Raw genomic sequence first — 21,140 nt, forward strand, 5'->3', positions numbered from 1 at the left:
TAGGAATCTAAAATCTAGAAAACCTAAATTACTTAAGTGATTTAGGTTTTAACTTTACACCCAAAAATAAAGCTTTGCCCTATTTTTATTTCTCCTTTCACCTTTTAATTTATCTAGCCTTAGAATATACATATATATTTTTTTATCCTCTATTGTACTAAAATTATCTCACTTTTAATAAAATGTAAATATATGGAATGCTTTTGTGCGCTTTCTTACTCTCTTAGCCTCTAAAGAAAGGGGATGATAAAATGAATATTTTTCTTACAAGTTTTTTAAGTTTTTTAATATTTTTTATGTTATTATTGACATATTTGATCTATAGGGTCAATAAAAAATTAGAAAAAGAAATTCAAGATTTGAGAAGGTTAATATATAAGATTCACAATGAGGTCAATGAAATTATCCGCAATAAAAAAAATAGATATAAAGATTAAAGTCATCCAATATTGGATGACTTTAATCTAAAAATATAATTTCTTTACACAACATATACTTGTAATTTAAAGTATTTAGTTCTTTACTTTTGAAATAAAGCTACCAAATTAATAACCTAAACTTGACGCTCCACGGGGCAAGCCCGCGTGGATTCCTCATTCCTAGAAACGAGCCTATTTCTGCTTAATATCAAGTATTAAGTAAGAAATTAGATCTTACAGTTTCTCCAGAGGCTTAGAATCCCGTACGCCCCCGTACGCCCTACGGTAGATATGGTTTTTATGGTTTTCACGAAGAGTCTTGATGTTTAGACTCATAGGTTGACGATTAAGTAGTTCTGATACCTTGAATATTTTACGCAATAGAGGAGCTTGGTTATCGCTTCAATTCCTATTGCAGTGCTTTTTACATAAGTAGTTTTTGAATTTTAAAACTATGAATCTCCATATATTCAGTTTTTAGATTTACCTTAACTTATTAATAGTATACCCTATTTTAAAAATAATTTGCTTATATTAATTTTATTTTTTTATTTGTTTTTGGTAGAACTTAGCAGTCAAATAGTGAGATGTTTTAGCTTCTATTCTAATTCTAAAATCTGATTTGCCCATTCAATTGCTTCAATATATAATTCCCCAATAATATATTCTTTTAACTTAAATTTATCTATTAATTCTAATAATCTATCCCAATTAGCTCTTTCATAGGATAAAGTTAATTCGTAAACATCCCTTAACTCACCTTGAGCTCCTAAGAGTGCCCATTTGATTTTATTAGAAATAGGTAGATCATTTAATATATCGACTAACTTTCTATTCATAAGGACATCTAACATAGAAAAGATACCCATTAAGAAAAACTCTGACTTATTCTCCTCAATTCCCATCTCTTCGGCAATAGATTCAGATAATTTAGCCCTAATTAAAGATGTCTTAATGTTTTCTGTTATAGTACCTTCTTTTGAAATATCCTTTATCACAATTAAACTTATCCATTTTTCAAATTCCTCAAGTCCTAGCAAAGCCAAGGCATTATTGATAGAATTGACCTCTTCTCTTAAATAAAAAGATGCTGAATTAATAAGCCTCAATAGTTTATAAGATAAAGATAGATCTCTTTCAATAATTGAAGAAATTTTAGCTATATCAGGTTCTTCTTTATTTACCTCTTTAATAATTCTAAAATAGTTATTAGGAATCGTAGGTAAATCATTTCCACTAAGAATAACTGGCTTACTAAAGAAATAACCTTGAAATAAAGAATACCCCATATCTAAAGCTTCTTCAAACTCCTCTCTAGTTTCCACTTTCTCAGCCAGTAAGGTAATACCTTTCCTCTTTCCTATTTGGGCCAACCTTCTTCTCTCATTTTTATCACTTTGGATAAAATCAACCTTTATTATATCAGCTAGCTCTAAAAGAGGTAGAAATTTGGGCTCAAAGATAAAATCATCTAAGGCAATACTATACCCTTTTTCTTTCATTCTCTTACAAGCATTTATAAGTTCCCTGTCTGGCTGTACACCTTCTAATATTTCTATCACTAAAATTTGTTTATTAAATATATTAGGAACTTCTTCTTTAAGTAATTTGGTTGTGAAGTTAATAAAGGCCTTTTTACCTTCAGTAAGGTTTTCGATCCCAATTAGTAAGAAACTATTATTTATAACCTCAGATGTGGCCTTATCCCCATCTATGCTTTTATAAAAATTATCAAACCCATTTCTATAAAGTAGCTCATAACCATATATATTTTTATCTCTATCAAATATTGGCTGTCTAGCTACAAAGACCTCCACCTGCCTCACCTCCATTTATCATTTTAAAACATATTTAGTTTACCACGTTTACCACATATTAAATTAAATTCTATAAAAAAATAATTATTCCTTCATCTTTATACTCAAATATTATTTTAAAGATTAAATTTTTTATTATAACTTCTTTAAATTGAAATCTCTTTTTTAGAAATAGGAGTCTCCTCTAATTCTTCTATCATCTTTTCTCTATTCCAAAGTTCAACAGAATTACAATGAGCCAACTCTTTAGCGGAAGCAGTAAATGTACTATTAGTTATTATCATTGCATGAGAACAATTATAATAAGCCTTAGCAGCTACAACCTCCTGCACCGCTGAATTACCCACTTTCCCACTATAACGTTTAACTTGAACTACAATTCTCTTGCTTAAATTAAATAAATCACTCTTTTTTTTTCTTATTATAAGATCTCCCCCTTGATCTCTTGATCCCTGAGTAATCTCTGTTTTCACCCCTTTTTTATTAAAAAAGGTGAAAAGAAATTCTTCAAACTCTAGCCCCTCCATCTTATCAATATCAAAAATAGAAACCTCATCTTTAACAGAGCGCTTCTCTTCTATGAAAGAATTTTGCAAAGTCAAAATTATTAAAGCTAAAATAGGAGAAAAAGCTAACATAAATATAGGCCAATCCCTATAAAACCTTATTGCTCCTCCTAAAAAAATAAATAATATGATTAATTTGAAATACTTCATATCCTATAACATCCTTTTTGAAAAATATTATAACACCATTTTATACCAAGTATTTAATTGACTTTATCTTATTTTAACAAATTTTAATGAAAAAAGACAGATAATATACTTACTTGATTATAGTCAACAAGAACAGTTTTATTAATAACAACATAATATATATAAACTAAGAAAGGAGGTGATAAAATGAGTGATAAAATATTATCCTTTCTTGGTTTAATTGTTAGAAATATTTTAAATAATACCTTAGAAGGTTTATGGGGTGAAGTTTGGGAAATAATATTTGAACTGGTTATAGAAGCTGAGAAACGTTGGGATGAATCAGGCAAGGGTAAAGAGAAGAAAAAATGGGTTATGGATAAGTTAATGAAGTATATAAATGAAAATATAAACCTTAATTGGATTAAAAAACAGTTAATAGAATTTTTCTTATCTAAAGTCATTGATGCCCTAATTGCAACTTTAAATGAATTTGTTGGAAATGATTGGATAGATAAAGTCGAAGAGTTAGAAGAAGAATGGCGAGATAGATTTGGTTTTGATGATGATGAGCTTAAAAAAAACAATGACTTATTTAATAAAGCCTTTGATAAAGTTATTTTAAAGTATGAAGGCGGTTATGTTAATGATCCAATAGATAGAGGAGGAAGGACAAAGTATGGTATAACAGAAGAAACTGCTAGAAGAGCCGGTTATGATGGTGATATTAAAGGCTTAACCCTTGAAGAAGCAAAAGAAATATATTATAAGCATTATTGGGCCAATCACAATTACCAGAAGATAAATAACCCTGATATTGTAATCAAAGTTTTTGATCAAGCAGTTAATCTAGGGCCAAAACGAGCCAACAAAAACTTACAACGTGCCTATAATGTTCTCAATAAAAATACTATAACAGTAGATGGAATCGTTGGCCCTCAAACTATAAAAGCTATAAACAATTATCAATATCAAAATTATCTCCTCCACTCTTTAAATATATTTCAAGGTATCTTTTACATTAAAATTGTTGAAGAAGATGAGAGTCAAAAGAGATTTATCCGAGGTTGGCTAAAGAGAACTAAAAACTAATAATTATTTAAAATTAAATAGCTCTATTTAACACCAAAATATCGACCTTCTCTACTATAACAGCATACTTATTACTTTAAAACAATGTATAAATAAACAAATAATAGAAATAATAGAAATATAAATTGAATTAGGAGGTAAGAGATGAGAGTACCTGAGCATATTGGAGTTATACCAGATGGAAACAGAAGGTGGGCAATACAAAATGGATTAAATAAGGAGGAAGGTTATACCTACGGATTAGCACCTGGCTTAGAAGTTTTAAATCTTTGTAAAGAAGCTGGGATTAAAGAGTTAACTTATTATGGCTTTACTATGGATAATACTAAAAGAAGATCTGTACAGACTAAAGCTTTTACTCAAGCTTGTATCGAAGCTGTTAAATTAATATCTAATGGGGATGTATCACTTTTAGTACTTGGAAACACTAAATCTCCTATGTTCCCTAAAGAACTTCTTCCTTATACAAAGAGAGTTAACTTTGGTAAGGGAAGTATTAAGGTCAACCTTTTAGTCAACTACGGATGGCATTGGGATTTAAGTGGTTTAAATCAAATAAATAGTCGATCAAAACAAGAAATAATCGGTTCTTTGAAATCTAAGGATATCTCTCCAATAGATCTAATAATCCGTTGGGGTGATAGACGACGATTAAGTGGGTTCTTACCAGCCCAATCTGTTTATTCTGACTTTTATATAGTAGATAAACTTTGGCCTGACTTTGAGGCGCAAGATTTTTATGATGCCCTCAAATGGTATGATAAGCAAGATATAACCTTAGGAGGATGATAAAAATAATTGATAGTAAATAATATTCTTCTAAAACTAAACTTTATTAATAATCAACACTAAAATCAAACAATAAAAAGCTAACACCTTTAATTAAAGGTGTTAGCTTTTACTTACCTAAATACTCCTCTAAAACAATACCTCTTTTATGAATCTCTAAAGCAGCCTCTTCACCTACATATCTAATATGCCAAGGTTCATAACTATAACCTGTAGTATCCTCTCTTCCTTGAGGATAACGTATTATAAACCCAAATTCAGGACCAACTTGAGCCAACCATTTACCTTCTTTAGTCTCTCCAAAATTTTCAGTCAATCCGTAACCAACACTAGAAGAGGTCAAATCAATAGCTAAACCACTTTGATGCTCACTATGACCAGGCTTTGCACTTAGCCTTTTTGCTTCTTCTTCTCCTAGCTTCTTAGTGTAATAGTCAAATAAAAACTTTTGTCTTGCATAAGAGCGGTAGGCAGATACTCCATAAAGTTTAATCCCATCCTCCTTAGCCTGGGCAAATAACTTCTCTAAAGCTAAAGCCGCCTCTTCTCTTAACAACCTATTCTCTCTAGCCACCCTTGATAGATAAGGGATATTAGGAACTACCAGATCATCAGCTTCAAAATACTCCGGCAAAGACCAATCTTTATTGACTAATACCAAAATATCCATTGGGTCATCTAGGACTCCACCATCTCTAACTTCCTCCTGGGCAGGGTATATAATTCTAATCTTAACTCTCTCTCTTCTCTCTTGAGCCAAAATATCCACTGCAATCATATTTAATCCTATAAAATTAACTACAAATAATAATATAACCACTGATTTAATTTTCACTTACCTAAGCTCCCTTCTATAAATCATACTACTTATATTAAAGAAAAGAGAGCAAAAACCTTCTTTTAAAATTAAGTTAATCCTTCTTCTTTTTTCTAATCACTTTAGTTATCCTTTTCTTACCATCTGTAACATCTTCTATTATCTCTTCTTCAACTTCTATTACCTCTTCACTTTCTAATGAACTTTCACTTGAATTAGTATTAATATCATCTTTTACTATCTTACGAATTTCAATACCACTATCAATAATACCCTTAAGACTTCCTTGAAATTCAATTAATTTATCCATATTAATATCCTCTAACCTCATTACTTCACGCATCTCCTCAGCCCCTGCATTAATCAATTCAGCCAAAGCTGCTCTTTCTAAAGCTGTAGCCTCTATTATATCTGTTAGGGCTTCATCTCGCTTCTTGGGATTAATTTTAACTTCTGGCATTATTACCTCCTCCTTAAATTTTAATTTCGATAAAATTATATCTTTTATATATCATTATATTCTATTAAAACCCGTCGAGATATATGATCAAAAATTCAAATTTATAATTAGATTCTAATTATGTTTTATTAAAAATCACTCCCATATCATAGAGCCCATACCAATGTATTCTTAAGGGAGAAATTAGTTGAACCTTATATTTAAATTCTAGGTATAGGCCCTAAAATATAGGAGTAATTAATAGATAGTGATTTTTTAATACACCCAACTGCTCTTAAGAGCAGTTGGGTGTATTAACTGAGCTGTCTTATCTCCACTATCCAACTTGTCTAAAATTTTATGAACACACTCACCACAAACCTCTCTTCCTTCATAGTTCAATGTATCTTCAGTGCTATTGCAGAATATACATACTGGTTGATACTTTTTAAATATAATCTTTTCTCTATCTACATATATTTCTAATGGGTCTTTAATATTAATCCCTTATACACCTCTCAACTCTTTAGGTATAACTATTCTACCTAAACTATCCACCTTTCTTACTATACCAGTTGATTTCATAATTTATCCTTCCTAATTAAATATTAATATCCAAATCATCACCATTAATTAAATCATCAAAATTTAAATCTTCCTCTATATCTTTAACTTTATTTTTAATCTTTTTCTTTGCTTTTTTATTAGGCTTATCTAAACTATCTTCTAACAACTTCATCAAAGCCTTCTTCCTATCTCTCTTCTCAGAGACTTTAAATTTCCTAACCAAATCCTCCATCTGACTAGCTTCTATACTTAGAGATCCACTTGAAGCAGCAATCTGTTCTACCATAGAAGCATTATCTTGGGTACCTTGGTTTAAATCTTCTAATGCATCTTGAGTCTGTTCTATTGCCGCAGCCTGCTCATTAGTAGCATTTGTTATAGATGAGATCGATTCATAGACATTAGTACTATTCTCAACTATATCCTCTAAAGTATGACCAGTCTGATTTACTAATTTATTCCCCTCTTCAATCTTTTTAATAATATTAGTAATTAACTTAGATATCTCTGCTGCTGAAGTTGCTGTTCTCTCAGCTAAATTCCTTACCTCATCAGCAACCACTGCAAACCCTTTGCCATGTTCACTCGCTCTAGCAGCCTCTACTGCAGCATTTAAAGCTAATAAATTTGTTTGTGAAGCTATCTCATTTACTACTACAATTATCTCAGATATTTTCTGACTGTAGTCAGTTATATCATCCATAGCATGAATTGTATTTTTTACAACATTTGCCCCCTCTTTTACCGAATCCATTGTTTCTTCTGAAATTTCATTAGCACTCTGTGAATTATTAGCAACATTTTGCATAGAAGATGCTATTTCTTCAATAGTTGCTGAAATTTCCTCTAAAGTCGAAGCATTATTTTGAGTTCTATTTGATAATTCATCATTCCCTTGGGCCAACTCATCAGATGATGAAGAAATATTAATTGTCGTACTCTTTACCTTCCAGATTACTTCACTTAATGAATCGATTGTCTTATTTAAAGAATCGGCCATTCTACCAAATTCATCTATGCTCTTTACCTTGACTTTCTGGCTAAAATCACCTTCAGAGACCTTAGCTAAAACCTTATTGATATTATTTACTGTTTTAGAGACTGAACTTGTTGCTAAAAAGACTATTGTTAAAATGATTAAGAAGAAAACAATATAACTTTTTAGTATCTCATTTGAAATATCACTAATAATATAAGTCAATTCATCTTCTGGTACAATTAATACCATTGACCAATTGGCATTAGGTATTGGATGATAAAAAGCATACCTTTCTATCCCTTGATAAAAATAAGTGCCTGATCCTATCTCACCTCGAACCATTCTTTGTGCTAAAGTATTTAAATTGTTATCTAGACCACCTTCACTATCTAATAAGTTAATCTCCATTGACAATGTCGGGTGAGCAATTACGGTTCCACTATTATCTATTATATAACCTATACCACTCTCTCCCAAACCAAAGTTTCCTATTAAATTTTTAAGACCTTCTAAGGGTACCTCTCCTGCTAAGGTAGCTAAATAATTATCCTCCCCATCAACTATAGGAATAAATATTTTAAATATATACTCTCCATTGATTTTAGATATTAAAGGGGAAGTAATTAAAGCCTCTTTATCCGCCCTAACCTTTTGAAAATAATTGTTATCGCTATAATCATAAACCTTAGCTGTCTGTGTCTCAATAGCTTGTCCGTTATTATCTATCAAACTTATAGACTGAAAATCATAATCTAAATCCCCTTGCCTAATCAAGGTTAGTAATTCTCTCGTATTATTTTGATCCTGACGCAAAACCTCTTCTAGTCCAAGCATATTTGCAATAACTTGCAATTCATTTACTTTGCCTTCTAGCCATAAATTAACAAAATCAGCGTTATTTGCAACCATCTGCATTCCATTATTCTCAACAACCCCCACTATATTCTCAGAAATCAAATCATTATTCCTATCCATCACCCAAAATGTAATTATTACAAATGGAACCAAAATAAATATCAATAACTTGTTTCTTAAGGTTATTCTTCTCTTTAAAAATTCTAACACCATTAGCACCTCCTATAAGGTCTTTCAAATTATTTTTTTATAAATCGTTGGCCCTACTAATTTCCAATCACCACCTTTAATAAAATTTATAAATTCCGAGTTACCCAAGAATAACTCCAAATTCTAAATTCTCTGCTACTACTCTCTTCCTTTAATTTTTTTTGAAATCTCATTAGCTATAAATTCAAAATGATGTCTTTCTCTAAAAAACCCAGTGACATTTGTAGTTATAAAGTTTATAAAGAATGATTAAGTAACTAACATATCTTCTTTACAATATTAGCACCTTCCTTTATCTCTTATCTCAATGTCTTAGTCCATCCATTAAAGCTCCTATCTCTTTCATATGACAGCCCCTTTTTACATACCTAAAATATTCTTTGTTATTTAGTTAATATCATATAGTCTAAAATTTTTTTATCAAGAATTCTACTTAACTTTAAAACTTCTTTATCCAAAAGATCACCGTTTTGAGACTTCTTTAACATCTTACTTCTTAAATAATCAATATCTTTAGTCAATTTAGTTCCTTTCATAAATATAACCACTTCCTTTCAGAAAAAGTAATATTTTATTGATTGACCTTAAATATATTTTAACATTTCTAACTTATAAAAGACCTACAAATTACTTACAATACACTTACAAATTCAATTTTGTTCTATTTTTTATCTTTATTTTTTATTTTTGTCATTTTTCGACAATAAGCCTCTTTTTTCTCTTTCTCTAATAATAAAAAACCAAGCCTGAGCTTGGTTTTTTATTTATTTAATGTATTATTTTGTCAGGTTAATATAAAATTTCTTTATGTTTTCTCTAGGCTTTAGATTTAAATCATTAGCTAAAATTTCAACTAACTTATTATAAATTTTAACTGCCCTAGTTCTCATTCCAGTCTTTTCATAAGATTTCATCTTATATAAATAGGCATCCTCAAAATAATTATCTACTTTAATAGCTTTATCAGCCAACTCAATAACTTTATCATATTTCTTTATAGAATAGTAATAGTCTAAAGATATATTAATTATATCTAAATAAATCAATTCTAATCTATCTTTCTCTTTTATAATGGATTCTTGGTATAATATACTAGGCAAAAAACCATCATTATAAAGATCAATTGCTTCTTCATAAAATTTAATAGATATATATATATCATCTGTTCGTCTTCCTATTTTAACTAACTCTTTGAATTTTTGAACATCATAATCTACTAAAAAACTATTACTAACCCTATAGGTTGTACCTTTTTTAACTATAAAAACTGGATCTTCTTTTTTACCTCTATTGGGTTCTAGTACTTTATTTAAAGTGCTTAAAGCTACATAAAAATTACGTTCAGCAATTTCATAATCCTTGTCAGGCCAAAGCTGATTACATAATATATCTTTACAAACAGCATTACCATAATTAGCTAATAATATCATTAGTAGCTCCTTAGACTTCTTTCTAGTCCATTTTTCTTCTAAAATCTTCTTATCACCGGCATATACCTCTAAACCACCAAAAGTTTTAACTCTAAGAGAATACCCAGGGTGGTAAGAAAGTCCCTCTAATCCAAATGACTTTAAAAAATCACTTACATAATCAACTTCTATCCCCTCTTTTTTTGCCTTTAGGAGCATTCGAAAAATAACACTTTGGTCTTTTATAAATATAGGATTCTTCTTTATTATAATATACTCGGCTGATTTTAAACTAGCTAACTTCAAAGCAGATTTGATACTATTTTTGAACCTCTTATTATCTTCTAACTGATAATAAACAGCAGATAGACCAATATTACTACAAATTAAAAGCCTTTTATTATCTACCTTTTCAAAGTAACCTATAGATTTTTTAAAAGCATTAATTGCTCCTTTAAATTCCTCTTTAAAACAATAAGCTTTTCCTAAACGGTTAAGAAGTATTCCTTTACTATAAACATCTCCTTTCTTCTCAACTTCTATAAGCCCCTTTTGGGCATAAGCTATGGCCTTATCATATTCCCCGCAAAGTATATTCATAGATACTGTATTAATTATAACCTGTAACTTTGGTCCAGAAACTGAAAATGGACATTCCTTAAACCTATCTATAAAATTCATTACTAAAGAATCTTTTATATATTTTTTTTCTATTGATTTAGAAGAAAAATTAATTAGTTGAAGATAGTAGTTAGCAAATAATTTAACTATTCCATCTTCAAATTTAAATTTACTCCAGATATAAGCCTTAGCTTGATTATATTCTCCTCTTAGAAAGTAAATAATAACTGGAATAAAGAGAGTTCTAAAAAGTAATAAGTCATTAACCTTAACTTCTTCTAAGCCGCTATATTTATATAAACTAAGGGCTTCATCAATCTTACCTCTTATAAAAAGATAATTAACTTTAATCTCATAGTATTTATTGGTTGATTGATCAATATTTTTTAATATCTGATCAATATTTTGGATCTTACCTTTTATGACCCCAACTATAGCCTGAAAATAAATAAAATTACATTCAGAGCATCTACCACAATTATAGTCTTTTATACCTAAAGCATAATCTTCTGCTTTGCTTGAACCAAAAAAACAGTATAAACTTAATATTCTGCATTTTGGATAAATTAAGCTAGTACCATCTTCATAATTTTCAATTAACTTATCACCTTTATTATAAGCCCTTATTGCTTCATGATATCTTTTTTCTCCTCTTAAAATATCACCTTTGTAGATATAAAGTATAGGGTTATTGTAATAAAGTTCTAAAGGTAAAGCATCTAAAGCTTTCGTCAATACCTTATTTTCTGACACTTCCATACATAAAGCACCTTGAGATTTTACTAACTCTAATAGTTCTTTTTGATTTTTACTCTTAATTAAAGCATTGACCTTAGCTAGCAGATCATTATTTTTTTCATATATTCTAGCAACTCTTTTATATAAAACATTTAAATCATATGTTCTATTAGCTTCTTCTAATAAAAATTTTTTGAAAATCGGATGATATTTATATTTACCTTGATCATCTTCAGAAATAAAAACACCTTTAGCCTTTAGCTTATTTATTATAGCTTTAGAATTTTCTACTTCCATAAACTGATTACATATATCTATATTTAAATATTCTAAAACTGAAGTTTTATATAAAAAGTCTCTGTCTTCACCCTTTATACCCTCCATTATCTCGTACCCAAAGTAATCAAATATAAGTTCAAAGTCTAAACTTTCTGCAAGAATTATTTCTGACTCTAAACCTACATAAATCTTATCCCCAATAAAATCTAAAGCCAGTAACCATCCTTCAGTAAGTTCAAAGATTTCTTTTGATGTTTCTTCATCTAACTCAACCTTATATTGCTGTTTATACATCTCTTTTATTTGATCCTTATTTAATTTAAAATCTTTATCAGTTATTAACTGCACTTTTCTTTTAACTTTTAACCTTGAAATAATAGGTAGATCAACCTTCATTCTAGATGATATTATTAAATGAAACTCATTAGGCATTACTCCAATAAAATAATTGAGCGAATCTAATATATCATTTTTGCCTATTATCTGATGAAAATCATCTAGAAGAAAAATTGTATCTTCTTTTAAGTTTGCTGATAATCTATTTATAAAATAATCAATTACATCTTCAATTTCACCCTCTTTTTTCTTTATCTTAATAAGTAAAAAATTAAGTAAATCAATATCTTCTTTTTCTATAAAATCAAAACTAGACATCATACTTCTCCAAAAAAGTTCTAATCCCTTATCCTTAATCTTTAGATGATAGAAGTAATTGTTTTTAGAATGATACTTACTTAAAAAATAAGCTAGAGTAGTAGTCTTTCCAGACCCAGTCCTAGCTTCTACTATTGTTAATGGATATTTCATTACTCGATTATACTTAAATAACAAATTATTATTCTCCCAAAGATCTTCTTCTACACTCGGTAAAACAAGCTTCGGTTTCAAAATTATTTGATTCATATTATCTCCTCCTCCCCTGCTATTATCTATATCCTATCTTAATTAAGTAGTCTTTAGAAAAAACAAAATACTCCGTCATAGAGTCTATAGACTCTATGACGGAGTATTTCATTTTAATCTATCTTTTCTGTATTAACAAATAACCTTCCAACCAAAGAATCTAATGAATCATCCTCACTAGCTAAAGTACAGCCTATAAATATATCTACTCCAAGCTCTTTAAAATCGATAGTAAACTTAGTCTCCATTATCTCAACTCTAAGTTTATCAACTACAATACTTAAATCTCCATCATAGATATTTTTTATTATTATCATAAACTTATTATCCTGCCAAGATAATAATTCATCAAAAAAGACATAATTCCTCTTAAAAATTAGAAATAATTCTTCAATTATTACCCACTTAACCAATTGACCATGGTCTTTTATCAAAGGTTCTAAAGTAGGAATTTCAATAAACAAAAGCCCAAAACTTGAATTACTATCTTTAGCATAATCCAAACTTTCTTTGATTCTCTTCTTTATCTCAAATCGATCTTCTATAATTTCTTTCTTCATTCTTTATACCCCTTTATAAATTTATTTTCACTTAATAATCAATCTAAATAACCTCAATAAATTCTTTTACTATATTCGGGTCATACTTTATACCTGATCCCTTCTTTAGCTTAGATAAGGCCTCTTCTTTAGAAATAGGATCTTTATAAGAGTTGCCATAGATCATTTTATCATAGGCATCTACTATCCTCAACATTCTTGATAAAAGAGGTATCTCCTCTCCTTTTAACCCTTGTGGATATCCACTGCCATCCCAGTTTTCATGATGATATAGAATAAATTCAGAAATCTTATTTAAAGATTGAAAATTCTTTGCTATATTATACCCAGATTTTACATGAGTTTTTAATTCTTTTATTTCTTCTCTGTCTAATTCTTCCTTCTTATTTAATAATTCTGAATCTAATGTTAACTTACCTATATCATGAAAGTCTGATAATAAGAGCAATTTCTCAAGAAGATTATCTGACAAGTTCATCTTCTTAGCTAACTCTAACGATAATTGTTTTACCCGGCTAATATGTTTTTTCTCTTCAAATCCATTATTAAGGAAACGATCCATCAAAGAATTTAATACTGGGTTATCTAGACCTTCTTTTGCCGCTTCCTTTCTCTTATACATTTTATCTTCACCTTCACTAAATAAATCCTTTATACTCTTATTTATCTCATATTTAGTTGCACTTCCTAACGCTATATCTGGAGAGAAGGGCAGTGCTTTGCACGATTTACACCTTTTCTTGATTCTATCTATGATCTTTTGTGCACCTTGGTTATCTGTATTAGGTAAAATTATCGAAAATTCATCACCACCCCAACGAACTACTAGATCATCAGATCTTGTTGCCTCTTTAAATATTTGAGCAACTTTTTTTAATAATCTATCTCCAACTTTGTGGCCAAATACATCATTGGCTAACTTTAACCCATTTATATCGCCAATTATTATACTTATAGGAAGATTCTCTTCTTTATCAATCTGAGGTAGATGATTTTCAAAATAGAATCTATTATAAAGACCAGTTAAAGTGTCATGAAAACTGGCATACTCAATCTTCTTCTCTATATTCTTTCTAAAAGTAATATCATAAGCAGAACATATAACTCTTTGTACATTCCCTCGCTTATCTAGTTCGGGACTTCTAGTCACATTTAATATTCTCTCTTCTCCTCTATCATTGGTATAATTCTCTTCTGTAATCAACACTTCCTTCTCTGTAAAAGCTCTCTTATTCTTAGCTATTTCTTCTTTAGCCTTTCTTTCTTTTAATACATTTCTTATAGTATTATTCTCTACCTCTTTTTTATCAAAACCTAAAAAATCAGAAAAGGGCTTATTTACAATCCCATAAGTCTCTTCAGTTTTTAAACACCATACATATACATCACAGTTATTTAAGATAGTCTTCTTTTTATTTAGTTTATCCCGTAAAATAAAATTTTTTCTAATTAATAGAAAAATCACAACTAAAGTAAAAATGGATAATAATCCAAGTTCTCCACCATTAACTATTAGCATTCTAATCACCCCTTATATAAGCTTTATAGATTAATAGGAAAATCTTCATCTTCAACATCATCAGCACTACTCATATATTCAAGAATTGCCTTATCTAATTCTTTACTAACTTTTTGTAAATTATCATCTAATAAATTGTTTTTATTTTCATAAGCCATACTCACCATTCTCTTCTTTAATCTATTAATCTTTCTCTTTATTTGACTTTCCATATTAATCACCTTCCTTTATATATAATCTCTTGCTTCATAAATATTTATAAAATTCTTTTTTAAATCTAATTATCAATTATTATTACTAATAATATCACTAAAAAGAATAATTTTCAACCTCTTGATTGAAAATTAATATTAATTACTATTATTAGAAGGATATATTTAGCTTTTGTAGAAATACTGACTTAGAAGTACTATTTAAAATTAATAAAGGAGTGATTTAGAAATGACAAATTTAAGAGATCTTTATAAGTGTCAAGTATGTGGACATGTGGTAGAGATAGTGCACAAGGGCCAACCAACTTTAGTTTGTTGTGACGAGAAGATGAATAAACTTGAGGAACAGACTGAAGATGCTACTATCGAAAAGCATGTTCCAGTAGTTGAAGAGATAGACGGTGGAATTGAAGTTACAGTTGGGTCTACTGAACACCCAATGACTGAAAAACATTATATCCAATTTATCGAGGTTTTAACTTCCGATAAGGTACTTAGAGCAGAGCTAAAGCCTGGAGATAAGCCAACTGCAAGCTTTAATGTGAACAAAAATAAAGTTGAAAAAGTTAGAGAGTACTGTAATCTCCACAATTTATGGCGAGTATAAAAAAAGAATGCCATCATTGCAGCTGCAATGATGGCATTCTTTTTTAACTTTTAACTCTCAATTCTCAACTGAACTCTAAGCACTCCTTACAGGCATTATCACGTAAACATAATCATCTGAATCTCTCTTTATAACTCCCGGGGCCAAAGACCCAGAAAGCTCAACATTAACAGTTTCATCCTTCATAGCCTTTAAACAATCTACTAAGTAATTGGCATTAAAAGCTATCTCTGTCTCCTGTCCTAGCAATGATATACTTACTTCTTCATAAGCTTGACCTACCTCTGGAGCATTTGCTGTAATAACAAGCCTATCCTCTTTTAGATTTATCTTAATTATATCTGCATCTTGCCTAGCTAAAAGAGCTGCACGTTTAGTTGCTCTTAAGAGTTCCATTCTATCAACTTCAACCTTAGTCTTACTATTCTTTGGAATTACCTGTTTGTAATTAGGGAATTGTCCTTCTATTAATCTAGATACCATAGTTATACCTGCAAAGTTAAAAAGTATCTGATTCTCTGTAAGAACCACTTCAACAAGATCTTCTGAATCATTTAATAACTTTGCAATTTCGCTAATTGTATTGCTAGGAACTATAGCATCTCCCTCTATATCCAACTCTTCAATACTATCTTCTCGATAAGCTAATCGGTAAGTATCAGTTGCTACTAACTTTATCTTATCTTCCTCAAAAAGTAAGAGTCCTCCATTTAAAAAAGGTTTACTCTCATCTTTTGATATAGCAAATTCTACCTGTCCAAAGATCTCTTTTAATCGTCCTTCTTTTATCTTAAAGCTCTTTCCAGACTTCACCTTTGGCAAAGAAGGAAACTCGTCTGCAGGAGAACCATTGATATTAAACTTTGAATATCCACACTTAATAAAAGCTGTATTGTTATCTTTACTTATCTCTAAGTCAACCTTCTCATTTGGCAACTCTTTGATTATATTTGCAAAGTAAATAGCCGGAAGAACTACTTCTCCCTCTTCAATTATTTCAGCCTCTACAAAGGCCTCTATACCCATCTCTAAATCTGTTCCCACTAATCTCAACCTTTGACCTTCTGTTTTTAATAATATCCCCGATAAAATTGGAAGAGTAGTCTTGGTTGATACCGCTTTCCTTACAATATTAATAGCTTGATAAAAATCCTTTTGATTTACTTCTACTTTCATAAATAACCTCCTAATTAAAGATTAAAAAATGGCTTTATCTGAAGATCAATTAACACTAATCCCTAAAATAAAAGATAAGTGATAATACCTCTCTGCTTGGCTTGTCCCCATTTAAAAACATAAGCAATAATTCCAAATAAATAGTTTTCTTATACCTTATGTATAAAATATATATGAGTTAATACTAATAATTAATTCTGCATCTATATATTATATCATTACTATTATTTTTTTCAAATCAAATAATAATTTATATAGCACAAAAGAAAAGAGAGCCTATTTTTACTCTCTTAGTAATTTCTATTATAGATCAAATTTCTATAGTTATTATCTACGAAGCATTAATATAGGATAAATAATCCAACTAGAAATAAAGAATATAATACTGCCTCTAAGGTTAACCTTTAAAGTTCTAAAATCATTGATCAAATAGATAATAAAAACTAAAAAATTAAAAAAGACTCCTAATAAGTATAACCAAATTATTATATTCAAATACTCCAACTCCCTTCTTATTATAATAGCTCACCAACCTACTAAAGTCATTTACTTATAAGGGATAAGCAAAAAGTATTCTACTTGATACTATAAGTATATATTCTTTATGTTTTTTAAAAATCCTCTTTAATCCAAAGATAGATTTTCATCTAAACCTCATTTTGCCCTTAATCCTACTGATAATAATAATTAAAAAGTTTATTTGTATCTAAAGTTAAAATTAACAAGGAAAAATAAATGCTTATGTCGAATAAAATACTAAAGGGTACTCGTATCCCTTTGTAGATTCAATTATAAATTTCAACAAAAAAGAATTTAAAACCTTAAAGGGGGCCAACGGTTATGAGAAATAAAAACAACATATTATTAAAAAGTGGAACTGGAGAGTTAGAAGTTCTAAAGTTTGAAGTAGGAGACTCATTATATGCTATAAATGTAATAAAAGTTAAAGAGATCTTACAACTAAAGAATGAAGCTATAGAGCCTCTACCAGCTCAAGATAATGAAGCAGTAAGGGGAATTACAAATATTAGAGGTGATGTTGTTAGTGTAATTGATCTTAGATATTATCTAGGAGCTAAAAACAACTTAGATAGTAACGGGCTTAATTTAAGTATATTAACTAATTTCAACAATACTAAGGTATTATTTGTTGTGGATCAAGTACTAGGTATTAGCAGGTTAACTTGGAAAGATATAAGAGAACCTAATCAATTAATGGGTAATTTGACAAATGGAGTTATAAACTTGGATAATAATCTAGTTAACTTCTTAGATTTTGAGAAAATCCTTGATGATTTGAGCTTAAATCAAGGTATGGCTTATGAATCGAATATAAGCGAAGGGGATAAAAAAAGAAGACAGAATATTACCCTAGCTTTAGCTGATGACTCTCCAACCATTAGGGAGATTCTAAAAGATTCTTTAACTAAGGCTGGTTATAATGACTTTATATTCTTTAATGATGGTCAACAATTATTAAAACATCTGTATAAAATCAAAGAAGAGAATCAAGGTGATAGCATCCTAAATCATATCCAAGGTGTCATTACAGATATTGAAATGCCTCAACTTGACGGTCATACTTTAACTAAAAGGATTAAAGATGACTTTTATTTAAAAGAACTACCCGTAATAATATTCTCCTCACTGATAAATGATGAGCTTAGACATAAAGGAGAATCTGTAGGAGCTGACGAGCAGATAAGCAAACCTGAAATAGATAAATTAGTAGATATATTAGACAATTTAGTGATTTAAAAAAATGGGCGTACGCCCATTTTTTTAGTAATGAGTAATAGGTTAAGAGTAATGAGCAAGATCAAAATCCAAAATTAAATGAAATTATTGATTTTAATACTTACTCATTACTAGTTACCTCCTTTATACTCTGGCTCTACCTCTACCTTTCTTAAACGAGTAGAATTTAAGATAACATTTATTGAGCTAGTTGCCATAGCAATAGCACCAATAATTGGGTGAATCAACCCTAAGAAAGCAGCTGGAATGGCTAAAGCATTATAGAACCAAGCCCAGAAGTAATTCTGCTTAATCTTAGCAAAGGTAGCATTAGAAAGGTTGATTGCTGAAATAACGCTACTTAAATCACCACGAACCAAAGTAATATCTGCTGCTTCAATGGCAATGTCTGTACCTGTACCAATAGCTATACCCACATTTGCTTGCTTTAAGGCTGGAGCATCATTGATCCCATCTCCTACCATAGCTACCGTTTCATACTCTTCTTGTAACTTTTCAATCTCATTAACCTTACCATCAGGTAATACTTCAGCTAGAACTCTGCTTATACCCACCTTCTTAGCAATAGCATTAGCAGTCCTTTGGTTATCACCTGTAATCATTGCTGTTTTAATACCCATTCTTTCAATCTCTTTAATAGCTTTAATTGAATCTCCTTTGATAGTATCGGCTACAGCTATAATACCTGCCAATTTATCATCTAAAGCTAATAACATAGCAGTCTTAGCTTCATCCTCTAATCTAATCAACTCTTCTTCATATTCTTTATAATCTATACTATTCTCATCCATTAACCTTCTATTTCCAATCAAAACTCTATTATCTTCTACCAAACCTTCAACACCCATACCGGTAATAGAAGAGAAGTCTTTAACCTCTGCTAAATCATCTAACTCTTCGTTGGCCCTATTAAAGATAGCCTCTCCTAAAGGATGTTCAGATGACTTCTCGATACTACCTGCATAAAATAGTATATCTTCATCTTCATAATCATTAAAAGATAATAAGTCAGTAACCTCTGGCTTACCCTTTGTAATAGTACCAGTCTTATCAAAGGCAATTATTTGAGTATTTCTAATGGTTTGAATCGCCTCTCCCTTTCTAATTAGCACACCCTTCTCTGCTCCTAAACCACTACCAACCATAATAGCTGTTGGTGTTGCTAATCCTAAAGCACAAGGACATGAGATTACTAAAACTGCAATTGTAGCCAGTACCGCTAATGAAAATTGGGGTAGATCTACTGTTGTCCAAGGGAAATTGAAGAATTCAACTATACTTATATGAAATTGTGGAAATAACATCCACGAAATAAATGCTAAAATGGCAATTCCTATTACAGCAGGTACAAAATAACCTGTAACTTTATCTGCAAATTCTTGGATAGGAACCTTAGAACCTTGGCACTCTTCAACCATCTTGATCACCTGTGAAAAGAAGGTATCTTTCCCTACCTTTGTTGCTTTAATCTTTAAAGCACCTTGCTTATTAATAGTAGATCCAATTACTTCATCACCCTCTGACTTCTTAACTGGTAGTGACTCACCAGTTGCCATAGATTCATCAATAGTACTTTGGCCATCTACTACAATACCATCAGTAGGAATCTTCTCTCCAGGCTTAACTAACATAATATCGTCAACCTTAACTTCTTCAATAGAGATTTCCATCTCTTCTCCATCCCTAACTACCCTTGCACTCTTAGCTTCCATCTCTAGTAACTTCTTGATTGCTTGAGAAGCTCTTCCCTTTGCCTTTGCTTCTAAGAACCTACCTACTAAATGTAAGGTCATAATAGAAGCCGCCATCTCTACAAAGGAGGTTATTGGCAACCAGAACCCTAAGAAGTTTAAAAAGTAAGGAATAATAGATCCCATTGTTACTAGGGTATCCATATTAGGACTTAGATTCTTTAGGGCTCTAAAACTGGCCTTATGTGTCTCCCAACCTGCAATTACAATTGGAGGGAAACCTAAAATAGTTACTATAGCAAAGTAATTTGGTATCTCTCTAACAAACATATGAATCATCATCAAAACCATAATTGTAGAAGCAAAGCCTGCTGCAAACCACATTTTCTTAGCAGCTTTCTCTAAACGCTTCTCATCTGCATCCTTATCTTCAACCTTCTCTTCATCAATAACTTCATAACCTGTATCTTTAATATCCTTCTTTATCTGAGACAAACTTAATTCAGTCGGATAATAATTTATACTCACCTTCTCAGTTGCAAAGTTAACATTTACTTGCTTTACACCTTCTAAATTATTTAAGGACTTTTCAACCCTTTGTGCACAAGAAGAGCAGGTCATTCCACCTAGCTTCAAAGAGACCTTCTTAGTCTCTTCATCCTTCTCTTTAGCACCATAACCTAATTCATCGATAGTAGAGATCATCTCCTCAACATCGATATCGCTAATGTCATACTCTACATATGCCTTTTCAACTGCAAAGTTTACCCTTGCAGAGATGATTCCCTCCATATCTTGTAGCTTCTTCTCTACTCTTTGAGAACAACTTGTGCAAGTCATTCCCTCTATCTCTAAAGTAGTCTTCTTCACTTCTTTTGCAATACCAATCATTAATATTACCTCCTTTATATCAATTGATAATTTTAAATTTTTAATTATCAATTTCCCTCTCGATTATTTTATTTCTTGCTACCCCCTGGGGGTATCT

The 21,140-nt window shown here is 30.3% G+C and carries 16 protein-coding genes and 1 pseudogene; 4 read left to right on the forward strand and 13 right to left on the reverse strand.

The window, feature by feature from the left end; all coding sequences use genetic code 11:
* Positions 1-1,018 precede the first annotated feature (1,018 nt).
* Complete coding sequence (locus tag HALSAC_RS0112215) at positions 1,019-2,251, reverse strand: EAL and HDOD domain-containing protein (RefSeq protein ID WP_051412221.1); 1,233 nt, start codon at positions 2,249-2,251, stop codon at positions 1,019-1,021.
* A 131-nt stretch (positions 2,252-2,382) separates the two neighbouring features.
* Positions 2,383-2,952 carry a restriction endonuclease gene (locus HALSAC_RS15935; protein ID WP_051412222.1) on the reverse strand — a complete coding sequence of 190 codons (570 nt, stop codon included), beginning with the start codon at positions 2,950-2,952 and terminating at the stop codon, positions 2,383-2,385.
* 186 nt (positions 2,953-3,138) lie between these two features.
* On the opposite strand from HALSAC_RS15935, the gene HALSAC_RS0112225 reads away from it, so the two are divergent.
* Both HALSAC_RS0112225 and HALSAC_RS0112230 read left to right on the forward strand, forming a co-directional pair.
* Positions 3,139-4,023: a glycoside hydrolase family 108 protein gene (locus tag HALSAC_RS0112225; protein ID WP_245579475.1), complete on the forward strand. Its 885-nt coding sequence runs from the start codon at positions 3,139-3,141 to the stop codon at positions 4,021-4,023.
* Positions 4,024-4,167: 144 nt separating this feature from the next.
* A complete protein-coding gene (locus tag HALSAC_RS0112230; RefSeq protein WP_027340489.1) occupies positions 4,168-4,812 on the forward strand; it encodes an undecaprenyl diphosphate synthase family protein in 645 nt (214 codons plus the stop codon).
* Between the two features lie 109 nt (positions 4,813-4,921).
* On the opposite strand, the gene HALSAC_RS15940 is transcribed toward HALSAC_RS0112230, so the two are convergent.
* The 9 genes and pseudogenes from HALSAC_RS15940 to HALSAC_RS0112270 form a co-directional block, all read right to left on the reverse strand.
* Positions 4,922-5,647 (reverse strand): M15 family metallopeptidase, encoded by a 726-nt coding sequence (locus tag HALSAC_RS15940; RefSeq protein ID WP_051412223.1) that lies wholly within the window; start codon positions 5,645-5,647, stop codon positions 4,922-4,924.
* A 76-nt stretch (positions 5,648-5,723) separates the two neighbouring features.
* The gene (locus HALSAC_RS0112240; protein WP_027340490.1) at positions 5,724-6,089 is read right to left on the reverse strand and encodes an alpha-helical endospore appendage domain-containing protein; all 366 of its coding nucleotides are present in this window, start codon (positions 6,087-6,089) and stop codon (positions 5,724-5,726) included.
* A 255-nt stretch (positions 6,090-6,344) separates the two neighbouring features.
* Positions 6,345-6,653 (reverse strand): annotated as a pseudogene (locus HALSAC_RS16920) (AbrB/MazE/SpoVT family DNA-binding domain-containing protein).
* A 16-nt stretch (positions 6,654-6,669) separates the two neighbouring features.
* Positions 6,670-8,679: a methyl-accepting chemotaxis protein gene (locus HALSAC_RS15945; RefSeq protein WP_051412224.1), complete on the reverse strand. Its 2,010-nt coding sequence runs from the start codon at positions 8,677-8,679 to the stop codon at positions 6,670-6,672.
* Positions 8,680-9,062: 383 nt separating this feature from the next.
* Positions 9,063-9,215, reverse strand: coding sequence for an aspartyl-phosphate phosphatase Spo0E family protein (locus HALSAC_RS16925; RefSeq protein WP_084804504.1), 153 nt, complete (start codon positions 9,213-9,215; stop codon positions 9,063-9,065).
* A gap of 240 nt (positions 9,216-9,455) precedes the next feature.
* A complete protein-coding gene (locus HALSAC_RS0112255; RefSeq protein WP_027340491.1) occupies positions 9,456-12,629 on the reverse strand; it encodes a winged helix-turn-helix domain-containing protein in 3,174 nt (1,057 codons plus the stop codon).
* Between the two features lie 113 nt (positions 12,630-12,742).
* Positions 12,743-13,189 (reverse strand): diguanylate cyclase domain-containing protein, encoded by a 447-nt coding sequence (locus HALSAC_RS0112260; RefSeq protein ID WP_027340492.1) that lies wholly within the window; start codon positions 13,187-13,189, stop codon positions 12,743-12,745.
* 43 nt (positions 13,190-13,232) lie between these two features.
* A complete protein-coding gene (locus tag HALSAC_RS15950; RefSeq protein WP_051412225.1) occupies positions 13,233-14,708 on the reverse strand; it encodes a sensor domain-containing diguanylate cyclase/phosphohydrolase in 1,476 nt (491 codons plus the stop codon).
* Between the two features lie 23 nt (positions 14,709-14,731).
* Positions 14,732-14,920 (reverse strand): aspartyl-phosphate phosphatase Spo0E family protein, encoded by a 189-nt coding sequence (locus HALSAC_RS0112270; RefSeq protein WP_027340493.1) that lies wholly within the window; start codon positions 14,918-14,920, stop codon positions 14,732-14,734.
* A gap of 229 nt (positions 14,921-15,149) precedes the next feature.
* On the opposite strand from HALSAC_RS0112270, the gene HALSAC_RS0112275 reads away from it, so the two are divergent.
* Entirely contained in the window at positions 15,150-15,527 is a 378-nt protein-coding gene (locus HALSAC_RS0112275; protein WP_027340494.1) for a desulfoferrodoxin, read from the forward strand.
* Positions 15,528-15,602: 75 nt separating this feature from the next.
* On the opposite strand, the gene dnaN is transcribed toward HALSAC_RS0112275, so the two are convergent.
* A complete protein-coding gene (dnaN, locus tag HALSAC_RS0112280; protein WP_027340495.1) occupies positions 15,603-16,703 on the reverse strand; it encodes a DNA polymerase III subunit beta in 1,101 nt (366 codons plus the stop codon).
* Positions 16,704-17,543: 840 nt separating this feature from the next.
* On the opposite strand from dnaN, the gene HALSAC_RS0112290 reads away from it, so the two are divergent.
* Positions 17,544-18,461 (forward strand): chemotaxis protein, encoded by a 918-nt coding sequence (locus HALSAC_RS0112290; protein WP_027340496.1) that lies wholly within the window; start codon positions 17,544-17,546, stop codon positions 18,459-18,461.
* A 110-nt stretch (positions 18,462-18,571) separates the two neighbouring features.
* On the opposite strand, the gene HALSAC_RS0112295 is transcribed toward HALSAC_RS0112290, so the two are convergent.
* Positions 18,572-21,043 (reverse strand): heavy metal translocating P-type ATPase, encoded by a 2,472-nt coding sequence (locus tag HALSAC_RS0112295; RefSeq protein WP_035571895.1) that lies wholly within the window; start codon positions 21,041-21,043, stop codon positions 18,572-18,574.
* Positions 21,044-21,140: the final 97 nt, after the last annotated feature.

Origin of the sequence: Halonatronum saccharophilum DSM 13868, from assembly GCF_000517025.1 — a bacterium.
In the GTDB taxonomy this organism is placed as follows: Bacteria; Bacillota; Halanaerobiia; order Halobacteroidales; family Halobacteroidaceae; genus Halonatronum; species Halonatronum saccharophilum.